Consider the following 17,842-nt stretch of genomic DNA (forward strand, 5'->3'; position numbering starts at 1 on the left):
GAAAAGGCACGTCGAACACCCGAGTCGACGCGTCGCGATGGCGTCATGCCTTGAGGAGGTCGGTGGTGACCACTACCGCAAGTTCAACCAGTCCGGACGCGAAACCCGCGTCGCTGAAATCGTGGGCGAGCCGTGATGGCAAGACGCCCGTGCGCCTGAGCGGCGGAGGCCGGCGCCGCAGCGTGCCCCACCTGCTGCTCGGCGTCCTGTTGGTCGCCGGGTGCGCGGCCGGAGGCGTGTTGGCCGGGATGCAGCTCGGCGACCGCGAAAGCGTCGTCGCGCTGGCCCGTGCTGTTGCTGTGGGCCAGCTTCTCGAGGTTCAGGATCTCAGGCAGGTCAGCATGGCGGCGGATTCCGAGATGGACGTTCTGCCCGCGTCGGCAGTGCCTACTGTGGTCGGCCGGCCGGTGGCTTTCAGCCTGCCCGCCGGCTCGCTGGTGACCCGCTCGGTCCTCGGCGTTCCTCAGATTCCTGCACCCGGCAAGGGTGTCGCGGCGGTGGGGCTCAAGCCGGGACAGTTTCCGCCCGACCTGGCGCCCGGCACCACGGTGGCGGTCCTTGCGACGCCAGGGCAAAGCGCAGCTGTCGGAACGCCGCTCGGTCAGACGTCGTCATGGACCGCGGTGGTGGCCGGCGTCGCTGCCCGGGAGACCGAGCAGATCACCGTGGTGTCCCTGCAGCTGGCCGAATCGGACGCTCGCGCGTTGGCTTCGGCGCCGGCGGGCCAGCTCAGCCTCGTCGCGATTGCCGGGGGAGGGCGATGATGCTGATCGCCGTCTGTTCTCTCAAGGGCTCGCCCGGTGCGACCACGCTGGCGACCGCGCTCGGCGCCTGCTGGCCGGCCCAGCAGAGTCCGGTCGTCGTCGAAGCCGACCCGGCCGGCGGCGACCTGATGGCCCGCTTCCGGCTGCCCGACACACCGGGCCTGGTCAGCTTGGCCGCAGCTGCCCGAGGCCGTGGAGCTGCCGACCCGACCCTGCTCGTCCAGCACTCCCAGCCTCTGCCGGGCGGCTTGCGGGTCGTGCCCGGCCCGGTCGGCGCTGAACAGGCTCGTGCAGCGCTCGCCGTGTTGGCCTCCGGCGTCTCGTCGCCGCTGCGTCGCGTGGCCGATCAGCCGGACACCGTGGCCATCGCCGACTGCGGCCGGGTCGATCCCGGTTCACCCGCGCTGCCGATCATCCGCAGCGCGGACGCGATGCTGCTGCTCGCGCGCCCGCACGACGACGAGCTCGCCCACGTCGCGCTCAAGCTGCAGGCCGCCCAGCAGTGGTCACGCCGACCGTGCCTCGTCCTGGTGGGCGACGGTTACCCGACCGCGGAGGTCTCGCAGACGCTGCAGATCCCGGTGATGGGCCTGGTGCCTGCCGACACCAAGGGCGCGGCGATGCTCAGCGGCCAGGGCACGAGCCGGCGCGGGGCGGGCAAGTACATGCTCGGCCGGGCCGCGGCAGCGATCGCGCTCAACCTCCACACGCACGGGCGCCAGCCGACCACCACCGACGGAAGCCGGCCACCGCACCTGCGGCTGGCGGTTGTCGGCGAGTCGGTCCCAGGCGTACCCCCGCAGCGGGTCGGCCCGCACATCCGGAACGGGGCGACGCCATGACGCGCCCCGACCTGGCCGCGCCGGTCAAGGGCCGCCCGCACGTGCCTGGACCGGCAGACCTTCCGCACCGGTCCGCCGGTGAGACCGCGGCGGTGGAGCGCCTGCGGCAGCACCTGCGCGACGAGCTGTCCAGCCAGCTCAGCCACCGCGTCCGCGCCGACGAGTCCGCCGGCCGGCCGCCGATGGACGCACCGGCACGCCGTCGCCTGGCCGAGGCCATCTTGACCGACGCGGCCGAAGCGCACGCACAGGCCGAGCTGCGCAACTCCGCGGCCGGCGGGATGCTCGTGGCGCCCGACGTCGAGCAGCGCGTGATCCGGCAGGTCCTCGACGAGGTCTTCGGCCTGGCCGGCCTGGAACCGCTGCTCGCCGACACCGACATCGAGAACATCAACATCAACGGCGACCGCGTCTTCGTCAAGCGCGCTGACGGCGGTCGCAAGCGTTTGCCTCCGGTGGTCGGTTCCGACACCGAGCTGATCGAGCTCATCCGGGACCTGGCGACCCGTTCCGGCGTGGAGGAGCGAAGGTTCGACCGCGGCAGCCCGATCGTGAACTTCCAGCTGCCCGGCGGCGAGCGCGTCTCGGCGGTCATGGCGGTGACCGCGCGGCCGTCGGTGTCGATTCGGCGGCACCGGTTCACCAAGGTCACCCTGGCCGACCTGCGCAAGAACGGGACGATCGACCTCGCCCTGGAGAGCTTCCTGAAAGCCCTCGTGAAGGCGAAGCGCAACATCCTCGTCACCGGAGGCACGGCGATCGGCAAGACGACCATGCTGCGCGGCTTGGCGTCGGCGATCCCGCCGTGGGAGCGCCTGGTGACGATCGAGGACGTCTTCGAGCTCGGCCTCGGCGAGGACGCCGATGTCCACCCGGACGTCGTCGCGCTGCAGGCCCGCGAAGCGAACATCGAGGGCCAGGGCGAGATCTCGCTGTCGGACCTGGTGTGGCAGTCCCTGCGGATGAGCCCGGACCGGGTCATCGTCGGCGAAGTGCGCGGCCCCGAGGTCATCCCGCTGACCAACGCGATGTCGATGGGCAACGACGGCAGCATGGGCACGCTGCACTCCTCCAGCAGCCAGGGCGCGTTCACCAAGCTCGCCGCGTACGCGGTGCAAGGCCCCGAGCGGCTGCCGATGGAGGCCACCAACCTCCTGGTCGCCGCCGCGCTGCACTTCGTGGTGCACCTGGAGAAGCCCCGCGACGACCCCAGCAAGCGTGTCGTCTCCTCGATCCGCGAAGTCGTCGGTGCCGACGGCGCCCAGATCATCAGCAACGAGGTCTGGCGGCCCGGCACGGATCTGCGCGCGGTGCCAGGCGCGCCGCTCCGCACCGACACCGTCGAGTTGCTCGTCGAAGCGGGCTACGACCCGGACCTGTTCGAGCGGCGCGAAGGTTGGTGGACGCCATGACCGTCGTCTTGCTTAGCGTGCTCGGAGGCGGTGTCGCCATCGGGGCCCTGCTGATCGTCGCCGGTCTGCGCGGTCGATCCGCGCGTGCGGTGAAGTCGTCGCGGCCAAGCACCTGGCTGGCCGCACAGCACGACCGCAAGCAGGTCGGCCTGCTCGCTGTCGCCGTGCTCACCGGCCTGGCGGTCGGCGTGGTCACCGGCTGGGTGGTCGGCGGCATCTTGGCCGTGGTCGCGGTGGTCGGCCTGCCGCGAATCCTCGGCTCGAACGTCGACCACCAGCGCCAGCTCCAACGCATCGAGGCGATCGCCGGGTGGACGGAGATGCTGCGCGACACCCTCGTCGCCGCGGCCGGACTGGAGCAGGCCATCCTCGCCACCGCCCCGGCCTGCCCAGCGGCGATCCGCGCGGAGATCACCGAGCTGGCCGTCCGGCTGGAACGCGGCGAACGCCTCGCGCCCTCCCTGCGCCACCTCGCCGACCAGCTCCACGACCCGACCGCCGATTTAGTGATCTCGGCACTCGTGCTGGCTGCCGAGCACCAGGCCCGGCAACTGGCCGACCTGCTCGGCGAACTGGCCGGCGAGGCACGCGAGCAGGCGGCCATGCGCATGCGGGTTGAGGCCGGCCGCGCTCGGACCCGGACCAGCGTGCGGGTCGTCGTGATCACCACGTTGGTCTTCGCGATCGGGCTGGTGCTGCTCAACCGCGGCTATCTCGCTCCCTACGACTCGGCGTTCGGGCAGATCATGCTGCTGCTCGTCGGCCTGCTGTTCACGGCCGCCTTCACCTGGCTCGGGCGGATCGTGCGCCAGCGTGACCCCGAGAGGTTCCTGACCGAGCTGAGCGCGATTCGCCAGCACGACGCCGACGTCGATGACCTGCTCACCGGGAAGGGAGCGTCATCATGATCGAGGCGTTGCTGTGGGGAGCAGGGCTTGGCGTCGGCTTGTGGGCGCTCGTGGTTTACGTCTTCCCGCCGCGGCCGCCGCTGCGGGCCCTGGTCGACCGGCTGCACGTGGCGCCAGCGCCGCCGCCGATCCTCACCGCGGAATCCGACGGTTGGGCGCTGCGGGTGGGCCGTCCGTTCGTCAAGCCGCTGGCTGCTCTCGGGTTGCCCAACAGCAAGCTACGCAACGACCTCGCGGTCACCGGTAAGAGCATCGAGCACCACCTGGCCGAGAAGGCGGCGCTGGCGCTGGCCGGGTTGCTGCTGCCGACCGTGATGCAGGTGCTGCTCGTCGTGGCCTACGTCGGCCTCGCCTGGGAAGTTCCCGCGATCGCCGGTCTCCTCTTCGGACTCGGCGGATTCCTGCTCCCGGACATCCGCGTTCGAAAGGAAGCCGAACGGCGCCGCTCCACCTTCCGCCACGCGTTGTCGGCCTACCTGAACCTCATCCGGGTCCTGCTGGCAGGCGGCGCCGGTGTCGACGGCGCGCTGTCGGATGCGGTCGGGATCGGCAAAGGCTGGGCGTTCCAGCAACTTCGTCGCGCTCTGGTCACCGCCAAGCTGACCCGCACCACGCCATGGGCCACCCTCGGTCAGCTCGGTGGCGAACTCGACGTGCATCAGCTCTCCGAGCTCGCCGCGTCGGTCAGCCTCGCGGGTACCGAAGGCGCCCGGGTCCGCGCGAGCCTCGCGGCCAAGGCCGCAGCACTACGTACTCGCGAACTCACCGACGCCGAAGGCGCTGCCCAGGCCGCGACCGAACGGATGAGCCTGCCCGTGGTGATGCTGTTCATCGGCTTCCTCGTCTTTATCGGATATCCCGCCCTTGCCAGCGTGCTGGCCGGCTTATGAGTCCACTTCAGACCGTCGTACCCATAAGGAGAAGCTGATGTTGAACGAAGTTCAGATTCTGATCGGCCGCGTCCGTGCCGAGCTGGAACGGCTCCGTCATGACGAAGGCGGCTACTCAACCGAAGCCGTCGTGGTGACCGCTGCCTTGGTCCTCCTGGCGATTGCCGTAGTCGCAATCATCGTCGCCAAGGTGACCGAGAAGGCCAACGGCATCACCCTCTAGGCCGGTGACCACGATGCCTCGAAACGTACTGCGCCGACTTCGCACGGATGAGCGCGGCGCCGGCACGGCCGAGCTCGTCATCGCCACCCCGCTGCTGTTGCTGCTGTTGCTGCTCATCGCTCAATTCGCGCTGTACATGCACGCAGTCCACATTGCTCAAGCCGCTGCGTCCCAGGCAATGTCTGCGGCCCGAATCTCCGGCGGCAGCTCAGCCACGGGTGACACCGAGGGACAACGAGTCCTCACGCAACTGGGCAACGGACCGTTGCAGGAGACCTCGGTGAACGTCCAGCGTGGACCTTCCCAAGTATCCGTGACGGTCACCGGAACTGTGACCAGCCTGATCCCATTCATAACCCTCTCGGTCCACGCAGAAGCCGTTGGGCCAGTAGAAAAATTCACCCCGCCGAGTGGAGCCGGGGCGGTGACGCCATGACCGCGGCCCGCAGCCTCCTTGCGCTACGGCGGGACGACCGGGGGTCCGCCGCGGCCGAGCTCACCCTTCTGACCCCGGTGCTGATCCTGCTGCTGTTGTTCGTCGTCTTCTGCGGCCGGCTGGCCGATGCCAAGCTGCGGGTCAACGACGCCGCCCACCAGGCCGCCCGCGCCGCCACTCTGGCCCGCAGTCCATCACAAGCCACCGCCAACGCTCAGGCCACTGCCAGCGCGGCCCTGCGCTCGGCCGGGATCGCCTGCCAGTCGCTGTCGGTTTCCGCCGACACTCAGGGGCTCAAGCCTGGGTCGACGGTGACCGTGACCGTGTCGTGCAGCGTCGGACTCGGAGACCTGACCGCGCTCGGCGTGCCCGGCAGCCGGACGTTCGAGTCCACCTTCTCCTCACCGGTCGACGTCTGGCGCGGCACCTCTGGAGGTACGGCATGAGATCGATCGCAGTGCTACGTCGGCTGCGCGAGGATGAAGAAGGCCGGGTGACCGCCTTCGTCGTCACCATCGCGCTCGCGGCGCTCCTCTTCGCCGGTCTCGTGCTCGATGGCGGGCTGGCGCTGGCCGCCAAGGTCCGCGCCATCGGCGAGGCGCAGGAGGCCGCACGGGCCGGCGCTCAGGAGATCGATCTGGCTGCGTACCGCGCCGACGGCTCGCTGCGCCTGGTCCCGCAACGTGCGGGCGCCGCGGCCCGCAGCTACCTCGCCGCCGCGGGCCACACCGGCAGCGTGACGGTCACCGGCAACAAGGTCGCCGTAACCGTCACCATCGACCAGCCCACCCAGCTGCTCGGGCTCGTCAGCATCGCTTCGATCACCGTAACCGGAGCCGGACAAGCTGAACCACAGCGCGGAATCTCCGGCGTACTTCCATGAGAGGACACGAAATGGCGACTACCGAGGAGATCGAACGCCGCATCGAGGAAGCTGACGCAGCCCGCAGCGCGAAGAGGACCGAGGCCGCGCGGCGCGTCGGCGAGCTCGTTCAGCAGCGGACTGAACTGGCCGAGAAGCTCAGCGAGATCGACCGGAAGCTCGGGGACGTCCTCGTCGGAGCGAGCGACGTCATCGGCATCGACGAGCTGGCCAAGTTCACCGATGTCCCGGCTGCCGACCTCGCCCAGTGGCGCGACGGCCGCAAGACGACCCGGGCCAGGCGCAAGCGGCAGACCGCGAGCACGCCTGCTCCGAAGATCAGTCCGAGCGCGCCGCCGACGCTCGCCGGACCGCGGACGTCGGCCGCCGATGCGTCCACCCGGGCGCCCGTACCAGTGCCGTGACCGTGCCGACCCTCTTTCGCCGGACGCGGGTGTTCGTCGCAGCACTCCGGTGCGCCCGCGGACTGCTCGCGTCCGGCGCCCTGCTCGGCCTCGTGGCTGGCCTGCCCTGGGCTCTGGTGCACTTCGTGGGCTGGCCGCTGCCCGACAAGCTGCCGACCTGGGACGAGATCCAGGCGACCCTGCTCAACTCGATGAGCGTCCGCTTCCTGCTGAACACCTTGGCGGTCGTCTGCTGGATCGTCTGGTTCTTCTTCGTTCTGGACGTCCTTCGCTGCTGCGTCGACGCGGCGCGCGGAATGACGTCGCCGAGTCGCCGTCCCGGCCCACTGCGCGGGGTCGCCGCGGTCCTCGTCGGGACCATCGTGCTTACCCTGCTCGGCAGCCGAAGCTCGTACTCGGCGCCGCTCGCAGGCACCGCGGCGCCAACCGTCGGCCTCCGGCCGGTCGCCGTCGTCGCACCCCTGGTTCCAAGTCCGGCACCACAGGCGACCAGCGTGGTGATCGATCCCGCTGCGCCTGCTCCAGCCGGCACGGTCCAGGTCACCGAGGAAGTCCGGCTCCCACACGACGGGGTCTACGACAGCCTGTGGCGCGTCGCCGAGCGCCTCTACGGTCCTGGCGGCGGCAGCCGCTGGCCCGAGCTCTTTCAGCTGAACCGCGGCGTGAAGCAGCCCGACGGACGCGCGCTGACGAACCCCAATCTCGTGCGGCCCGGTTGGAAGATCACCGCGTACATCCCAGCGCCCAACCAGGAGCACCCGCCAGTGCCGCCCCGACAGCCACCACCTCCCACGACCACGGCGCCTACCCGGCCCGCTCCGGAACCAACCGCGGCCGGGGACCACCGCGAAGACCGTCCCGAGCCTGCCGTGGACCTGATGACGGGCGTGTTCGTCAGCCTCGGCCTCGCCGGAGCGATCGCCGCGGCCGTGGTGTCGACCAGGATGTGGCGCCGGCGGCGCTACCGGATCGGAAGCGGCGACCGTGCGGACCTCCAGCGCCCGATCGCCCCCGTGGTCCGCGCCCTCAGCGCCGCACACGACGACGGCGATCTGCGGCCTGTTGAAGTTGCCGAGCTCGTCGACCTGGCCTCACCGGGAGAGTCGGACCTCGGCGGCGAGCTGGCCCAGGTGCCCGCGAAGATCGGCGTCCGAGAACGTCGCGAAGTGGCCCTGAACCTCGCCAGCACCCGCGGGCTTGGCCTCGCCGGCGCCGGAGCAACCGCGGCCGCTCGCGCGCTGCTCCTGCACCTGCTCGCCGAGCAGCAGCCTGCAAACGGTGTCGGCGTGATCGTGCCCGTTGACGACCTGCGTCTGGTTTTCGACGGCATCGCCGTTGAAGACCTGCCGAGCAGCGTTCACGTCGTCGCGACGCTCGATGCCGCGCTCGACGAGATGGAGGCGGCCCTGCTGACTCGTACTCGCCACGCGATCGAGGAGACCGAAGCTCGGCACGCTGTCCCTTCGCTCGTACTGCTCGCCAGGCCGGCATCCCACGCTGATCGTCGCCTGCAAGCCGTCCTCGACAACGGCTCGACGCTCGGCCTGGCCAGCGTGCTCCTCGGCCAGTGGCGTCCCGGGGCGACTCTGCTCATCCGCCAGGACGGCACAATCAGCGCGACCAGTCCGGGGATCGACGACGTCCTCACCGGTACGCGCCTGTTCAACGTTCCGGCTGCCGACGCCACCTCTCTCCTCGAAGTGCTCCGAGCTGCAGAGAGTGCCGCCGAACAGGCTCGGGAACCGGTTCCCGAGCAGCGATCAACGGAGGTCGAGGCGAGCAGCTCGCTCGAGCAGGAGGAGCGGCACGCCGAGGACAACCAGCCGGTGGCCCGCGAGGAACCGCCGGTCGGCACCAAGCAGCCCCGGCTGTTCCTGCGCGTGCTGGGCCGAGTCCAACTCGCCGTACGGGATGAAGCAGGTCATCGCGAGCTGAGCGGTGCATTCACGCCGAAGCAGCGCGAAGTCCTCGTCTTCCTCGCGCTGCATCCACGGGGAGTCCGGCGCGAGGTCCTCAACGAGGCCGTCTGGCCCGACAGCCGCCCGCCGCGTCCGTACAACTCATTCCACAACACCCTCTCGACGTTGCGCCGCGCGCTCGCCGACGCCACCGACGGCCAGACGGGCAACCTCGTCCTCAACGAGGACGGTCGCTACCGGCTCAGCGACGAACTCCTCGACGTCGACTTCTGGCAGCTGCAGCGAGTTCTGCCGGCGCAGTGCCCACCTGACGAGGACGGCAGTGCCGGCCTCCGCGACGCGGTCGAGCTATACCGCGGCGACCTCGCCGAGGATCTACTCGCCCAATGGATCGAACCCTTCCGGGAATCCGTCCGCCGAGACGTCTTGGACGCGCTCGGCGCGCTGATCCGCGCCGACGGCGACATTGCCCCGAAGACCGCGCTGGTTCTGCTAGAACGGGCTCGCAAGTTCGACCAGTACAACGAAGGCGTCTACCGCGATATCATTCGTATGCAGGCACGGTTGGGCCAGTACGCGGCTATTCCGCGGACCGTCGCGCTCCTGACCATGACGCTTGCCGAGATCGACCAGCAGGTGAGCGCCGAGACCTTCAACCTCGCGGATTTCCTCCAGCGTCGAGGCGGCGCGCGGTGGAAGGACGGCGCCAGCAGTGCGGCAGCCGGTTGACCGCCGAAGGTCGCTACTACCTGTAGGATCTCATGGCGCATGGCAGGTCGATCTTGATTTATCTGCGACTCTCCGGCTTCCTCCTGCCAGCGTAAACAAGATCATTCTAAAATCCGTGCTATTTTCTCACCTGCGATGTGGGACTGATCTGAGCAGACCGCGCGGGGGGGCGTGTCGGATACGGATAGACGACGACATCATCACAGACGTGTGGCAGACTGCTCTGAGAGCTTTGGCGAGATCGTCGAGGGGTGGGAACGTCGTGGACCGTGGTACACGAACCACCGTGATCGAAGACGAGTGCTGACGCATCGATGGGCGGTCCGCTATCCACACAACCCGAGGATGATTCGGGAGCAGCCACTCAAGATCGCTTCTCGTGGCAGCATCACTGCATCGCCGTTGACTGCGTTAGCCTGATCGTCGGCGACCAGGCCCGACGAGTGATATGTGAGATCCACGAGGATTACGTCGTCGAGTACGGTGACGGTCTGTGTGAGTTGGTCAGCTGCAAGCATCGGGAGGCCAGCAGAGGACCGTGGAGGCTCCTAGACCTTTGCGTTGATGGCGGAGTTGGGCATCTCTTCGGCCGCTGGTCGGCGTTTCCCGGGACTCTGCTTCGACTCATGACCAACGGTGGGCTCGCGGCTGGTAAAGCGGACGCAGCAGCGGTTGCTGTCGCCTGCTCGAAGGCTGCCGACGGTGTGCAGTTCGACGATGGCAGTGACGTCACGACGTGCAGGGATGCACTAGCCTGGGCGTTGATCGTGGCGAGGAACCGCAAGGCGTTCGACGGCATACCCATCGTTGCTGGGGTGTCGGCGGGACGAGCGGTCGCCGCACCGCATATCCCACCAGAGTTTCTCGCGCAGGTAGAGATGTTCATGCGAGCATTGAAGATTTGCTCAGATTTGCCTGACCGTCGCTTCGCCGAACCCGTCCATGCATATCAGGCCATGAGACCCTGCCTGGAGAAGCTCGGTTTTGATCCAGCACACGCTCCGATCAGTTACGCGCAACTGATAGAACTAGTCCATCGGAAGAATAAGGCGTCACCGTGGACCGAGGCTTACGGCGAGTGGGTTTGGAGCCGGCACGGCGCTACAGCTTCCGGCCAGTACTCGGCTATGGTGGCCGCGCGAACGATCGTGGCCGACGACGTGCTGCGCGTGATTCAGACATCACTGCCCCGCTCGGGCGGCACCGGTGTGACCGACATAGGTATGGTGGCAGTCGACCCCTCCGAAGCCAGCACGCCTACAGATCTAGCGCGGAAACTCAACGCACTGCGGGAGGCGCGCGGTCTGAGTCTGCGGGACTTGGAGGATCGCGACCGCATTGCCCAGGCTGAGCGCAGTGCGACGCCCATGTTGACCAGGGCGAGCCTCAACGTAGCCCTGAACCAGCATCGGTTGCCATCGGAGGGGTTTGTCCGGGCGTACCTCGACTGCTGCCGGGTGTCAGCAGCGGACCAGTTGGAGTGGCTGGGGGCGTGGCGACGCGCGCGAGCCCAGCCAACGGATGCCGTCGTTGTTCGCGATGCGTCGCCGCTGGCGTTGGGTGTTCAGGTTGCGGAGAACGGAGACGACGGTGCGGACACATTGGTGCCGTACGTGCCGCGCGACAAGGACGAGGTAGTGCAGGCGGCGTTGAAGGCTACCGGCTGTTTCCTAGTCCTGGTCGGTTCCTCGTCGGTCGGCAAGACGCGGACACTCTATGAGGCCGTTCGGCGTGTCGCGCCGGACTGGACAGTCGTGCGGCCCGACGACGTCGAGGACATCTTCCAGCTCGCTGCTGAGCAACCAGAACGCACCGTAGTGTGGCTCGACGAACTGCAGCGCTATCTCGGCGGGCAACGGCAGCTGTCCAGCGGCGTCATCAGTCGCCTGGTCACTGCCGGCATTAAGGTCCTCGCAACGATCTGGACGAGCGAGTACAACGCCTTGCTCACGCCGGCGACGGGCGGCGATGACCAGCTCAGAGGAGCACGGGAGGTCCTGCTGCTGGCCGATGTTGTCAAGATTGACCAAGCGCTGACCACCGGTGAACGTGAGCGGGCGGCGCAACTGGCTGTTGGTGACGCGCGACTTGCCGGGGCATTGCGGGCGACCGACTACACGTTCGTGCAGATGCTTGTCGGCGGTCCGGCATTAATGCGCTGGTGGGCCGACCTCTCTGATCCCTACGCACGCGCCATGATCGAGGCGGCCGTTGACGCCCGCCGAGTCGGAGTGCTGCTGCCGCTAGGAACTGCGCTTCTTATCGAAGCGATGCACGACTACCTTCACCCGCTTGACCGCATGGCCGATCCCACAACCTGGTTGGATCGTGCCTTGACTGAGGTGGCAGCACCCCTTACCGGGACGGTCGCCCCGGTGCGACGCGTCGGTGGACCGTCCGCCGGGTCGGCCGTCGGTCTTATTGTGGCTGATTTCCTGCTCCAACACATCCTCCAACTCCGTCGCGTCATCTGCCCACCGCACAGCCTGTGGAACTCCCTCATCAGCCATCTGCTGGACCCCGCCGACATCCGTCGGGTCGCCGCCAGCGCCCGGAAACGGATGCGCTACCGGTACAGCGAGCCTCTTCTGCGTCAGCTGATCGCGGGCGGAGAGGGATCGGCAGCCGTCGAACTGGCCGACATCTTCCTCAGCCACGATAGAGTCGACGCCGCCCTCGCGTTGCTGCAAGACTATGACGCACGGCACCCCCACGACCAGAAGGTCCGCCGGCATCTTGCCCATCTCGGCGTCCTGCGGCGCCGGATCGACGAACTACGTCAGGTTGACGACGCGACGGCACGGGAGACAGCGGCGGATATCCTTGCTGACCGTGGCCGAGCCGAGACGCTGCGACTTGACGCCAACGCGGGCGATCCCGCCGCGCAAGATGAACTCGCACAGCTTCTTGCTGACCGTGGCCAAACCCGCGAACTCGACGCCCGAGCCTCTAGCGGCGACACGTTCGCTGCTGACCGGCGAGCCGCCCTGTACGCCAGAGGTGAGGAGCTTGATGCGCTGCGCTCGCTCGCCGATGGCGGAGACGAGGCCGGATCGTTCCAACTCGCCAGACTGCTGGCCCGCCATCATTTGGTGGATGAACTGGCACAACGCGCGGAGAAGGGTGACCGCTTAGCCTTGAACAGGCTCACCGCAGTCGCGGGCTCTGCGTCAGTGCCCGACCCAACTGACGAGCCGACCGTCGACCAGCCCACCACGATCGCGCACCTGCGCACACAGGTCGCAGCAGGGAGTGGGGCAATGGCCTCAGATCGGCTCACCCGACTGCTGCTAGAACTGCGCCTCGCTCCCTGGCTATGGGAAGAAGTGGAGGCAGGTACACCATTCGCCGCCGAGCGACTGATCAGCGTGCTCATGGCACAAGGCACGTCCTCCGTACACTTGTTGCGCAGGCTGCAAACCTACGGCCTCAACGCGGACGGCTCAGTCGCTGGTCCGGAGGACACGGCATGACAAGCAGGCAACGCCGCCAGTTGCGCAGCTCATGGAAGCTGGCGCCCGCCCCGCGTCGCGCCTCGACCGGTGGTGAAGTCCCGGTCGATCCCGACCGGAGAAACGCCCAGTGCGGGCGCCGGCGGAAGTCACACCATCGGACGGCCAGTGGGTCATATGTGCGGCGTGTCGACGCCCGCCAAGGGGGGGATGCATGACCCAGATGCAGCTAGACGTCCTCTCCCAGGTGGGACTGGATACGGCCTATGTAGCCGGCAATGTGTGGCGACCCGCTTCCCATCATGTCGAGAACCTCAGCCCGGACGCCGAGAACCACCTATTAAACCTGCTTCACGACATAACGACGGCACCCGACATGCGTCGGGCAGGCGTGGTTGTGCAGGGCTCGGCCGGGATGGGTAAGACACATCTGCTTGGCTGGGCACGTGAACAGATTCAACGGCAAGGCGGCTACTTTTTCCTCATCGACTTGACCAGTTCCGACGACTTCTGGTCTAGCGTTGCGCTCTCGCTGGTCGACGGATTCCTCCGGCCCGGACCGGGCGGGCACCCGCAAGTCCGTACGATGCTAAGACGCTTGTCCTCGCACGTCGATCTCCCAGCGCCCACGCGGTCAGCGCTTGTGGGCGAAGCACCGCTTAGCCGCGCGGACGTGGACCAGCTCATCGACGCGGTGCGCGACTATGCTCCCCGTCTTTCCACGAAATGCCAGGAAATTGTTCGTGCCCTGGCGTTGCTCGCCTCTGACGACGGCAATCTGCAATATCTCGCTGATGCATACCTTCTTTCCCAAGCCGAGTCAGATACCGATGAATTCGCCGAGTGGGCCATTCAGCCGCTACAGCGGACGGCCGAATCAATCAGCTTGAACATCCTGGAGTTTCTCAGCCTGTGCGGCGCCGTCGTGGTCGGCGTCGACAGTATTCACCTCGCCGTGATGTCAGGGTGGAACCGCGGAGTATCGCAGGCTGCAAGTATCACATTGGACGAGGTCGCCCATGGACTTGCGGTCCTGCACGACCAAATCCGTCGTGGCCTCCTCCTCGTCGCTGCCCTTCCGGCAACATGGGAGGCAGTTCGCGATCGATTGGCGGGCCAACTGACGGGAAGATTCGATGAGTCCGTAACGCTGCGCGGTGTAACCTCCGAAACAGCGGCACGACAGTTGGTGGCGGGACGGCTTGGCCAACAGTTCCACCGGATCGGTTTTCTGCCGCCATACTCGACATGGCCCGTCAAGCCGACGGCTTTTTCAACGTCGATCGGGGCGTCTGCCCGGGCCCTACTTGTCGCCGTCGACCACCACATTCGGGAATGTATCCGAACGGGCGAGGTGGCGGAGCTCGAAAAATTCAATTTCGGTACACATTCACTAATGGCGACGCGGACCGAGTCGGCCATACCGGATGCGTCGCCTGACCTCGTCAAGCTTGACCGACGGTTCAGTTCCTACCGGCGCGACGCCGATGTCTTCTCAGCGATGAGCCCGTCGACCGAGGACGTGACGATGCCGCAGCTCCTTGCCGCTGGCCTGCGCGCATGGGTCGCCGAGCAAGGTCCGGAAGCATCGACTTATTCGGTGGATCCCCCATTGGCTGGTAAACCGATAATTCACGCGAGACTGCGGCGGATGCTCGATATCGACCTCGATATCGAGATCGACTGGTCCTTCCGAGCCATCGCAAGTCGTGATCCCCGGGCGGCCCTCCAACGCATTCGGATGGCAGCAGTTGCGTGCGGACTTTCCGTCCCGAACGCCAGGCATCGACTGTTCATCCTTCGCAATGTTCCATGGGGTGGCGGGCCGAAAATGCAAGAGGCAATACGAGCATTCACTGAAGCGGGCGGCGAAACCCTAACGGTTGACGACGAAGATTTGCGAATTCTTACCGCGCTTAACCAGATGATCAACGAAGGTGGCCCACACTTAGGTGCATGGATACGTGCTCGCAGGCCCACGCAGGACGTGGCCATCCTGCAACACGCGCTGCCTGCAGGAGATTGATCCCTTAATAGCTCCTAGCGGAATTGGAGATTGAGCAGCTCGTCACGGCGTCGCCGACATCAGTATGCTGGCATCTATTGACGTCGAAGACTGGAGCTCGTCGATGAGGAGGAGCGCTTGCTGGGTGAGAATATCGGAACGCGCCTATCCTAATGTGTCGATGACCAGCATCCAGGCGGCCCAGAATTATAGTCTCTAGTTTGACGCCTATGCTGCCGCAGGGGCCTGGTGGTCTACCTGCTGACGGTCTTCTCGAGGTGCCTGTTAGAGCGGTAGTCCCGTCGGCATGCGAAGCGCCAGGTCGGCACGTCTACCGTCCCTGCCGATGTGGCGTCCGACTCGGATGCCGGCAGGCATGTGAACAGTCGGGAGGGTGGCCGGCCGGCAGGTTTTGTGGCCATGCGACCGAATTTGATTGAATAGAATCCCCTCTCTTGCATACTTGTTTCTTATCTCCTGGGAACTACTCTTTTCAGTTCTTCTAGTTCCCCCATCTGCTTGTCTTCGTTTCGGTGGTGCACTGATCTACACGTTTACGTTCGGCCATGGACCCTTTGCTCTGCTACTGCAGTTCCGTGGCGGGCGCATAATTGTCGAAAAATAACCCGCTGGGCCTTGATTTCCCGTGGCTCGGCCCTAAAATGGATTATAGGAGAGAACGGGACGGCAACCCCAAACTCTCCGGTTCGCCAACCCAACACCGCTCACCTGACTGAAGGCTCAGTGATGACCATGCTTGAGGCGTGCGCATCCCAATTTTCCCTTACCGTCGATGCGACGGAAACCATCCAAGCTCTGGTAGATAGCTCCGACCACCCATGGGGGCGACGGCTCCACGATGCGCTGAAGTTCGCCACGTACGCGGAGTGCGTCTACGCCGTTGAGCCGTACCAGCGTGTCGAAGTTGCGGACTTCCGGCCGGACGCGCCCAAGTATCCCGACGTCGCCGACCGGTCCGTGTCCGGCGTGTTGGGTGAGCTGCAGGCGACCGGGTACGTCGACACGCGCGACGTGCTGCAGGAAGACGCGGGCCAGACCTACCTGTCCGAGGGACGCACAGTGACGGCCGTGCACGTCGTCCGGCCGTTCGCGCTGGTCGGCGTCGATTACCGCTTTTCCCGGGAAGCCGACAGCCGAGCGATCCGGTACGGGCACGCGTACGCCGACCGGTGGGAGATCACCGAACGTGCCTACACCGTCCCGGCAGGGTGGTACCTGGTCGGCGAGACGGGCGACTTCACGGCGGCCCTGGTCGGCGTCGCCGGCATCTCAGGGGACAGCGACGACTTGCTGTGCTCGCTGTTCGAAATCGAAGGGTTCGGCGCGTCAACCTGTCTTGCCGGGTGCGGATCGTGCGGGATGCACTGGTCGGCGGAGTCGGGATCGTGGCACTTCCGGCCCGACGACTGCGACGCCGACGCCTGGGACTTCGACGACGCAGCCGAGATCGACGACGAATCCGGCACCGTCGCGTGCCCGGCATGCGCTACCGGTCGCGTCGGCTTCTCCATCTTCTGATCTTTCGCCGTTGCGCGGGCGATCCCGCCTCTCCGTGAGCCGTGCGCTCACCTCTACTTCCCTGTGAGGCTGCAATGCTTGCTGTGCTCTCCGTGGACGGAACCCCGATCGGGCTGTCCCACGACCTCGCCGGATCGATCACTCTGCAGTTCGACACGGACTCGGCTCCGACGCATCGGTGCCGAGCGTGCGGGGAGGAACTGGCCGAGACTCCGGACGGCTACGAATCGACGTCCGGCGACACCGCGTGTGCCGACTTCAAGCCGACGGCCGACACCGACCCGGACTACGGCGAGGGTCCGCACGATCCCGAGCGGATCCCGCTGTCCTGGTGCAACAGTGCGGCCGTGCACACCGACGAATCCGAGGACTCGGTCACGGTGTCCATTTCGGTCGGTGACCCGCGCGGCGCCTTTACCTTCACCATCCGGCGCGTGCCGGACGACGCCGACGGCGATCTCGCCGGACGGCTGGTCATGCACACCCCGTACGCCGGAGAACCGATGCCGCACGCCGCCTTGACGGTGCTGCACGAAGGAACTCACGTCGTCGGCACCTACGCGCCGACTCGGCGTCTGCACTCGGTCCTCCCGCCGCCTGAACGCCTATGGAGGTTCCCGATGAACACCGCACCAGCAGGCGACCGCGCCCAGTCGGGCGAGGTCTATGTGACCGTGGCGGACTCCGGCGTCGTCTTCCCGGCCGTGATCGAGTACAAGCGTTGGAACGGGTTCGCTCGGCCGCGCTTCAGCCGCGAGGCGGCTGAAGCGGTGGTGGCCTGGCTGACCGACTGCCATGGTGCCAGCGCCGCCGCATTCGACGGTGAGGCAGTCGCCATCACCGAAACCGCGGTCTGTCGCGCGGAATGCATCGAACCGGGCGCCGATGGCCGCTACCCGATCGGCGCCGGTGGGTGGGAATGGGAACTGACCACGCCAGCCGTCGACGTCGCCGCCGAGCAAGCGTTGCTCGCCGGTGCTTACCGGCTCGCGCCCGAGGCGGGCGAAGTCCTGGTCAAGATCAACGCCACCGGCAGCGATCCCGGCTTCCCGGCCCAGGTGGACCCCGTGTCCGGCTGGAGCCGGTCCGGGACCCCGCGCTTCCGCCCCGACGTCGCGGGCGTCGTAGTCGCCTGGCTCAACGCCTGCGGGCGGCAGCACGCGGGCGCCACGGTGGCGTACTGGGAGGACAGCACGATCATGCTCCTTGACCCGCTCGCCGCGATCCAGGACGGATACGTGCCGACGCAAGTCGTCCGAGAGGCGGACGGCCGGTACGCGATCGGCGCCGACTTCGAGTGGGAACGCGCCAAAAGCTGACAGCTCGTGAACAGCGAGAACCACTAATAGCCGTGGTGTTCCGGGACGGCAACCCCGGCACACCACCGAACCACCAACACCGCACGACACCCATTCGAAGGGATCCGTCATGACGCG

Annotated in this window: 15 protein-coding genes; all 15 read left to right on the forward strand. The window is 67.0% G+C overall.

Translation table 11 applies throughout. From position 1 onward, the window contains the following. Window positions 1-65 precede the first annotated feature (65 nt). The 15 genes from ACLJQM_RS33465 (at window position 66) to ACLJQM_RS33535 (ending at window position 17,725) form a co-directional block, all read left to right on the forward strand. Window positions 66-764, forward strand: a complete 699-nt coding sequence (locus tag ACLJQM_RS33465; RefSeq protein WP_410634328.1) for a hypothetical protein — start codon at window positions 66-68, stop codon at window positions 762-764. Further along, entirely contained in the window at window positions 764-1,606 is an 843-nt protein-coding gene (locus tag ACLJQM_RS33470) for a chromosome partitioning protein (RefSeq protein ID WP_410634330.1), read from the forward strand. Before ACLJQM_RS33465 ends, ACLJQM_RS33470 begins: the two co-directional genes overlap by 1 nt. After that, window positions 1,603-3,018, forward strand: a complete 1,416-nt coding sequence (locus tag ACLJQM_RS33475) for a CpaF family protein (RefSeq protein ID WP_410634332.1) — start codon at window positions 1,603-1,605, stop codon at window positions 3,016-3,018. The genes ACLJQM_RS33470 and ACLJQM_RS33475 overlap by 4 nt, the downstream gene beginning before the upstream one ends. Continuing rightward, on the forward strand, window positions 3,015-3,926 hold the full coding sequence (locus ACLJQM_RS33480; RefSeq protein ID WP_410634334.1) for a type II secretion system F family protein: 912 nt from the start codon (window positions 3,015-3,017) through the stop codon (window positions 3,924-3,926). The genes ACLJQM_RS33475 and ACLJQM_RS33480 overlap by 4 nt, the downstream gene beginning before the upstream one ends. After that, entirely contained in the window at window positions 3,923-4,816 is an 894-nt protein-coding gene (locus ACLJQM_RS33485) for a type II secretion system F family protein (protein ID WP_410634336.1), read from the forward strand. The genes ACLJQM_RS33480 and ACLJQM_RS33485 overlap by 4 nt, the downstream gene beginning before the upstream one ends. A gap of 37 nt (window positions 4,817-4,853) precedes the next feature. Beyond that, window positions 4,854-5,039, forward strand: a complete 186-nt coding sequence (locus ACLJQM_RS33490; RefSeq protein WP_410634338.1) for a hypothetical protein — start codon at window positions 4,854-4,856, stop codon at window positions 5,037-5,039. Window positions 5,040-5,052: 13 nt separating this feature from the next. Further along, window positions 5,053-5,475: a TadE/TadG family type IV pilus assembly protein gene (locus ACLJQM_RS33495; RefSeq protein ID WP_410634495.1), complete on the forward strand. Its 423-nt coding sequence runs from the start codon at window positions 5,053-5,055 to the stop codon at window positions 5,473-5,475. Further along, window positions 5,472-5,921: a TadE/TadG family type IV pilus assembly protein gene (locus tag ACLJQM_RS33500; RefSeq protein WP_410634340.1), complete on the forward strand. Its 450-nt coding sequence runs from the start codon at window positions 5,472-5,474 to the stop codon at window positions 5,919-5,921. Before ACLJQM_RS33495 ends, ACLJQM_RS33500 begins: the two co-directional genes overlap by 4 nt. After that, window positions 5,918-6,358 carry a pilus assembly protein TadG-related protein gene (locus ACLJQM_RS33505; protein WP_410634342.1) on the forward strand — a complete coding sequence of 147 codons (441 nt, stop codon included), beginning with the start codon at window positions 5,918-5,920 and terminating at the stop codon, window positions 6,356-6,358. Before ACLJQM_RS33500 ends, ACLJQM_RS33505 begins: the two co-directional genes overlap by 4 nt. Window positions 6,359-6,369: 11 nt before the next feature. Then, a complete protein-coding gene (locus ACLJQM_RS33510; protein WP_410634344.1) occupies window positions 6,370-6,762 on the forward strand; it encodes a hypothetical protein in 393 nt (130 codons plus the stop codon). After that, on the forward strand, window positions 6,759-9,410 hold the full coding sequence (locus ACLJQM_RS33515) for a hypothetical protein (protein ID WP_410634346.1): 2,652 nt from the start codon (window positions 6,759-6,761) through the stop codon (window positions 9,408-9,410). The genes ACLJQM_RS33510 and ACLJQM_RS33515 overlap by 4 nt, the downstream gene beginning before the upstream one ends. A 626-nt stretch (window positions 9,411-10,036) precedes the next feature. Then, complete coding sequence (locus ACLJQM_RS33520) at window positions 10,037-12,883, forward strand: hypothetical protein (RefSeq protein WP_410634348.1); 2,847 nt, start codon at window positions 10,037-10,039, stop codon at window positions 12,881-12,883. Window positions 12,884-13,076: 193 nt separating this feature from the next. Further along, window positions 13,077-14,888: a hypothetical protein gene (locus ACLJQM_RS33525; RefSeq protein ID WP_410634350.1), complete on the forward strand. Its 1,812-nt coding sequence runs from the start codon at window positions 13,077-13,079 to the stop codon at window positions 14,886-14,888. A 726-nt stretch (window positions 14,889-15,614) separates the two neighbouring features. Next, window positions 15,615-16,406 carry a hypothetical protein gene (locus ACLJQM_RS33530; protein ID WP_410634351.1) on the forward strand — a complete coding sequence of 264 codons (792 nt, stop codon included), beginning with the start codon at window positions 15,615-15,617 and terminating at the stop codon, window positions 16,404-16,406. 347 nt (window positions 16,407-16,753) lie between these two features. Beyond that, a complete protein-coding gene (locus ACLJQM_RS33535; protein WP_410634353.1) occupies window positions 16,754-17,725 on the forward strand; it encodes a hypothetical protein in 972 nt (323 codons plus the stop codon). The last annotated feature ends 117 nt before the right edge of the window (window positions 17,726-17,842 follow it).

Origin of the sequence: Amycolatopsis sp. cmx-4-83, from assembly GCF_046548815.1 — a bacterium.
GTDB classification, from domain to species: domain Bacteria; phylum Actinomycetota; class Actinomycetes; order Mycobacteriales; family Pseudonocardiaceae; genus Amycolatopsis; species Amycolatopsis pretoriensis_A.

What these genes read in the sequence shown, in the direction of transcription:
- ACLJQM_RS33495 (WP_410634495.1), top strand. Translation starts at nt 5,053, where the DNA reads ATGCCTCGAAACGTACTGCGCCGACTTCGCACGGATGAGCGCGGCGCC.
- ACLJQM_RS33480 (WP_410634334.1), top strand. Translation starts at nt 3,015, where the DNA reads ATGACCGTCGTCTTGCTTAGCGTGCTCGGAGGCGGTGTCGCCATCGGG.
- ACLJQM_RS33525 (WP_410634350.1), top strand. Translation starts at nt 13,077, where the DNA reads ATGACCCAGATGCAGCTAGACGTCCTCTCCCAGGTGGGACTGGATACG.
- ACLJQM_RS33530 (WP_410634351.1), top strand. Translation starts at nt 15,615, where the DNA reads ATGACCATGCTTGAGGCGTGCGCATCCCAATTTTCCCTTACCGTCGAT.
- ACLJQM_RS33470 (WP_410634330.1), top strand. Translation starts at nt 764, where the DNA reads ATGCTGATCGCCGTCTGTTCTCTCAAGGGCTCGCCCGGTGCGACCACG.
- ACLJQM_RS33520 (WP_410634348.1), top strand. Translation starts at nt 10,037, where the DNA reads ATGACCAACGGTGGGCTCGCGGCTGGTAAAGCGGACGCAGCAGCGGTT.
- ACLJQM_RS33485 (WP_410634336.1), top strand. Translation starts at nt 3,923, where the DNA reads ATGATCGAGGCGTTGCTGTGGGGAGCAGGGCTTGGCGTCGGCTTGTGG.
- ACLJQM_RS33505 (WP_410634342.1), top strand. Translation starts at nt 5,918, where the DNA reads ATGAGATCGATCGCAGTGCTACGTCGGCTGCGCGAGGATGAAGAAGGC.
- ACLJQM_RS33500 (WP_410634340.1), top strand. Translation starts at nt 5,472, where the DNA reads ATGACCGCGGCCCGCAGCCTCCTTGCGCTACGGCGGGACGACCGGGGG.
- ACLJQM_RS33475 (WP_410634332.1), top strand. Translation starts at nt 1,603, where the DNA reads ATGACGCGCCCCGACCTGGCCGCGCCGGTCAAGGGCCGCCCGCACGTG.
- ACLJQM_RS33490 (WP_410634338.1), top strand. Translation starts at nt 4,854, where the DNA reads ATGTTGAACGAAGTTCAGATTCTGATCGGCCGCGTCCGTGCCGAGCTG.
- ACLJQM_RS33510 (WP_410634344.1), top strand. Translation starts at nt 6,370, where the DNA reads ATGGCGACTACCGAGGAGATCGAACGCCGCATCGAGGAAGCTGACGCA.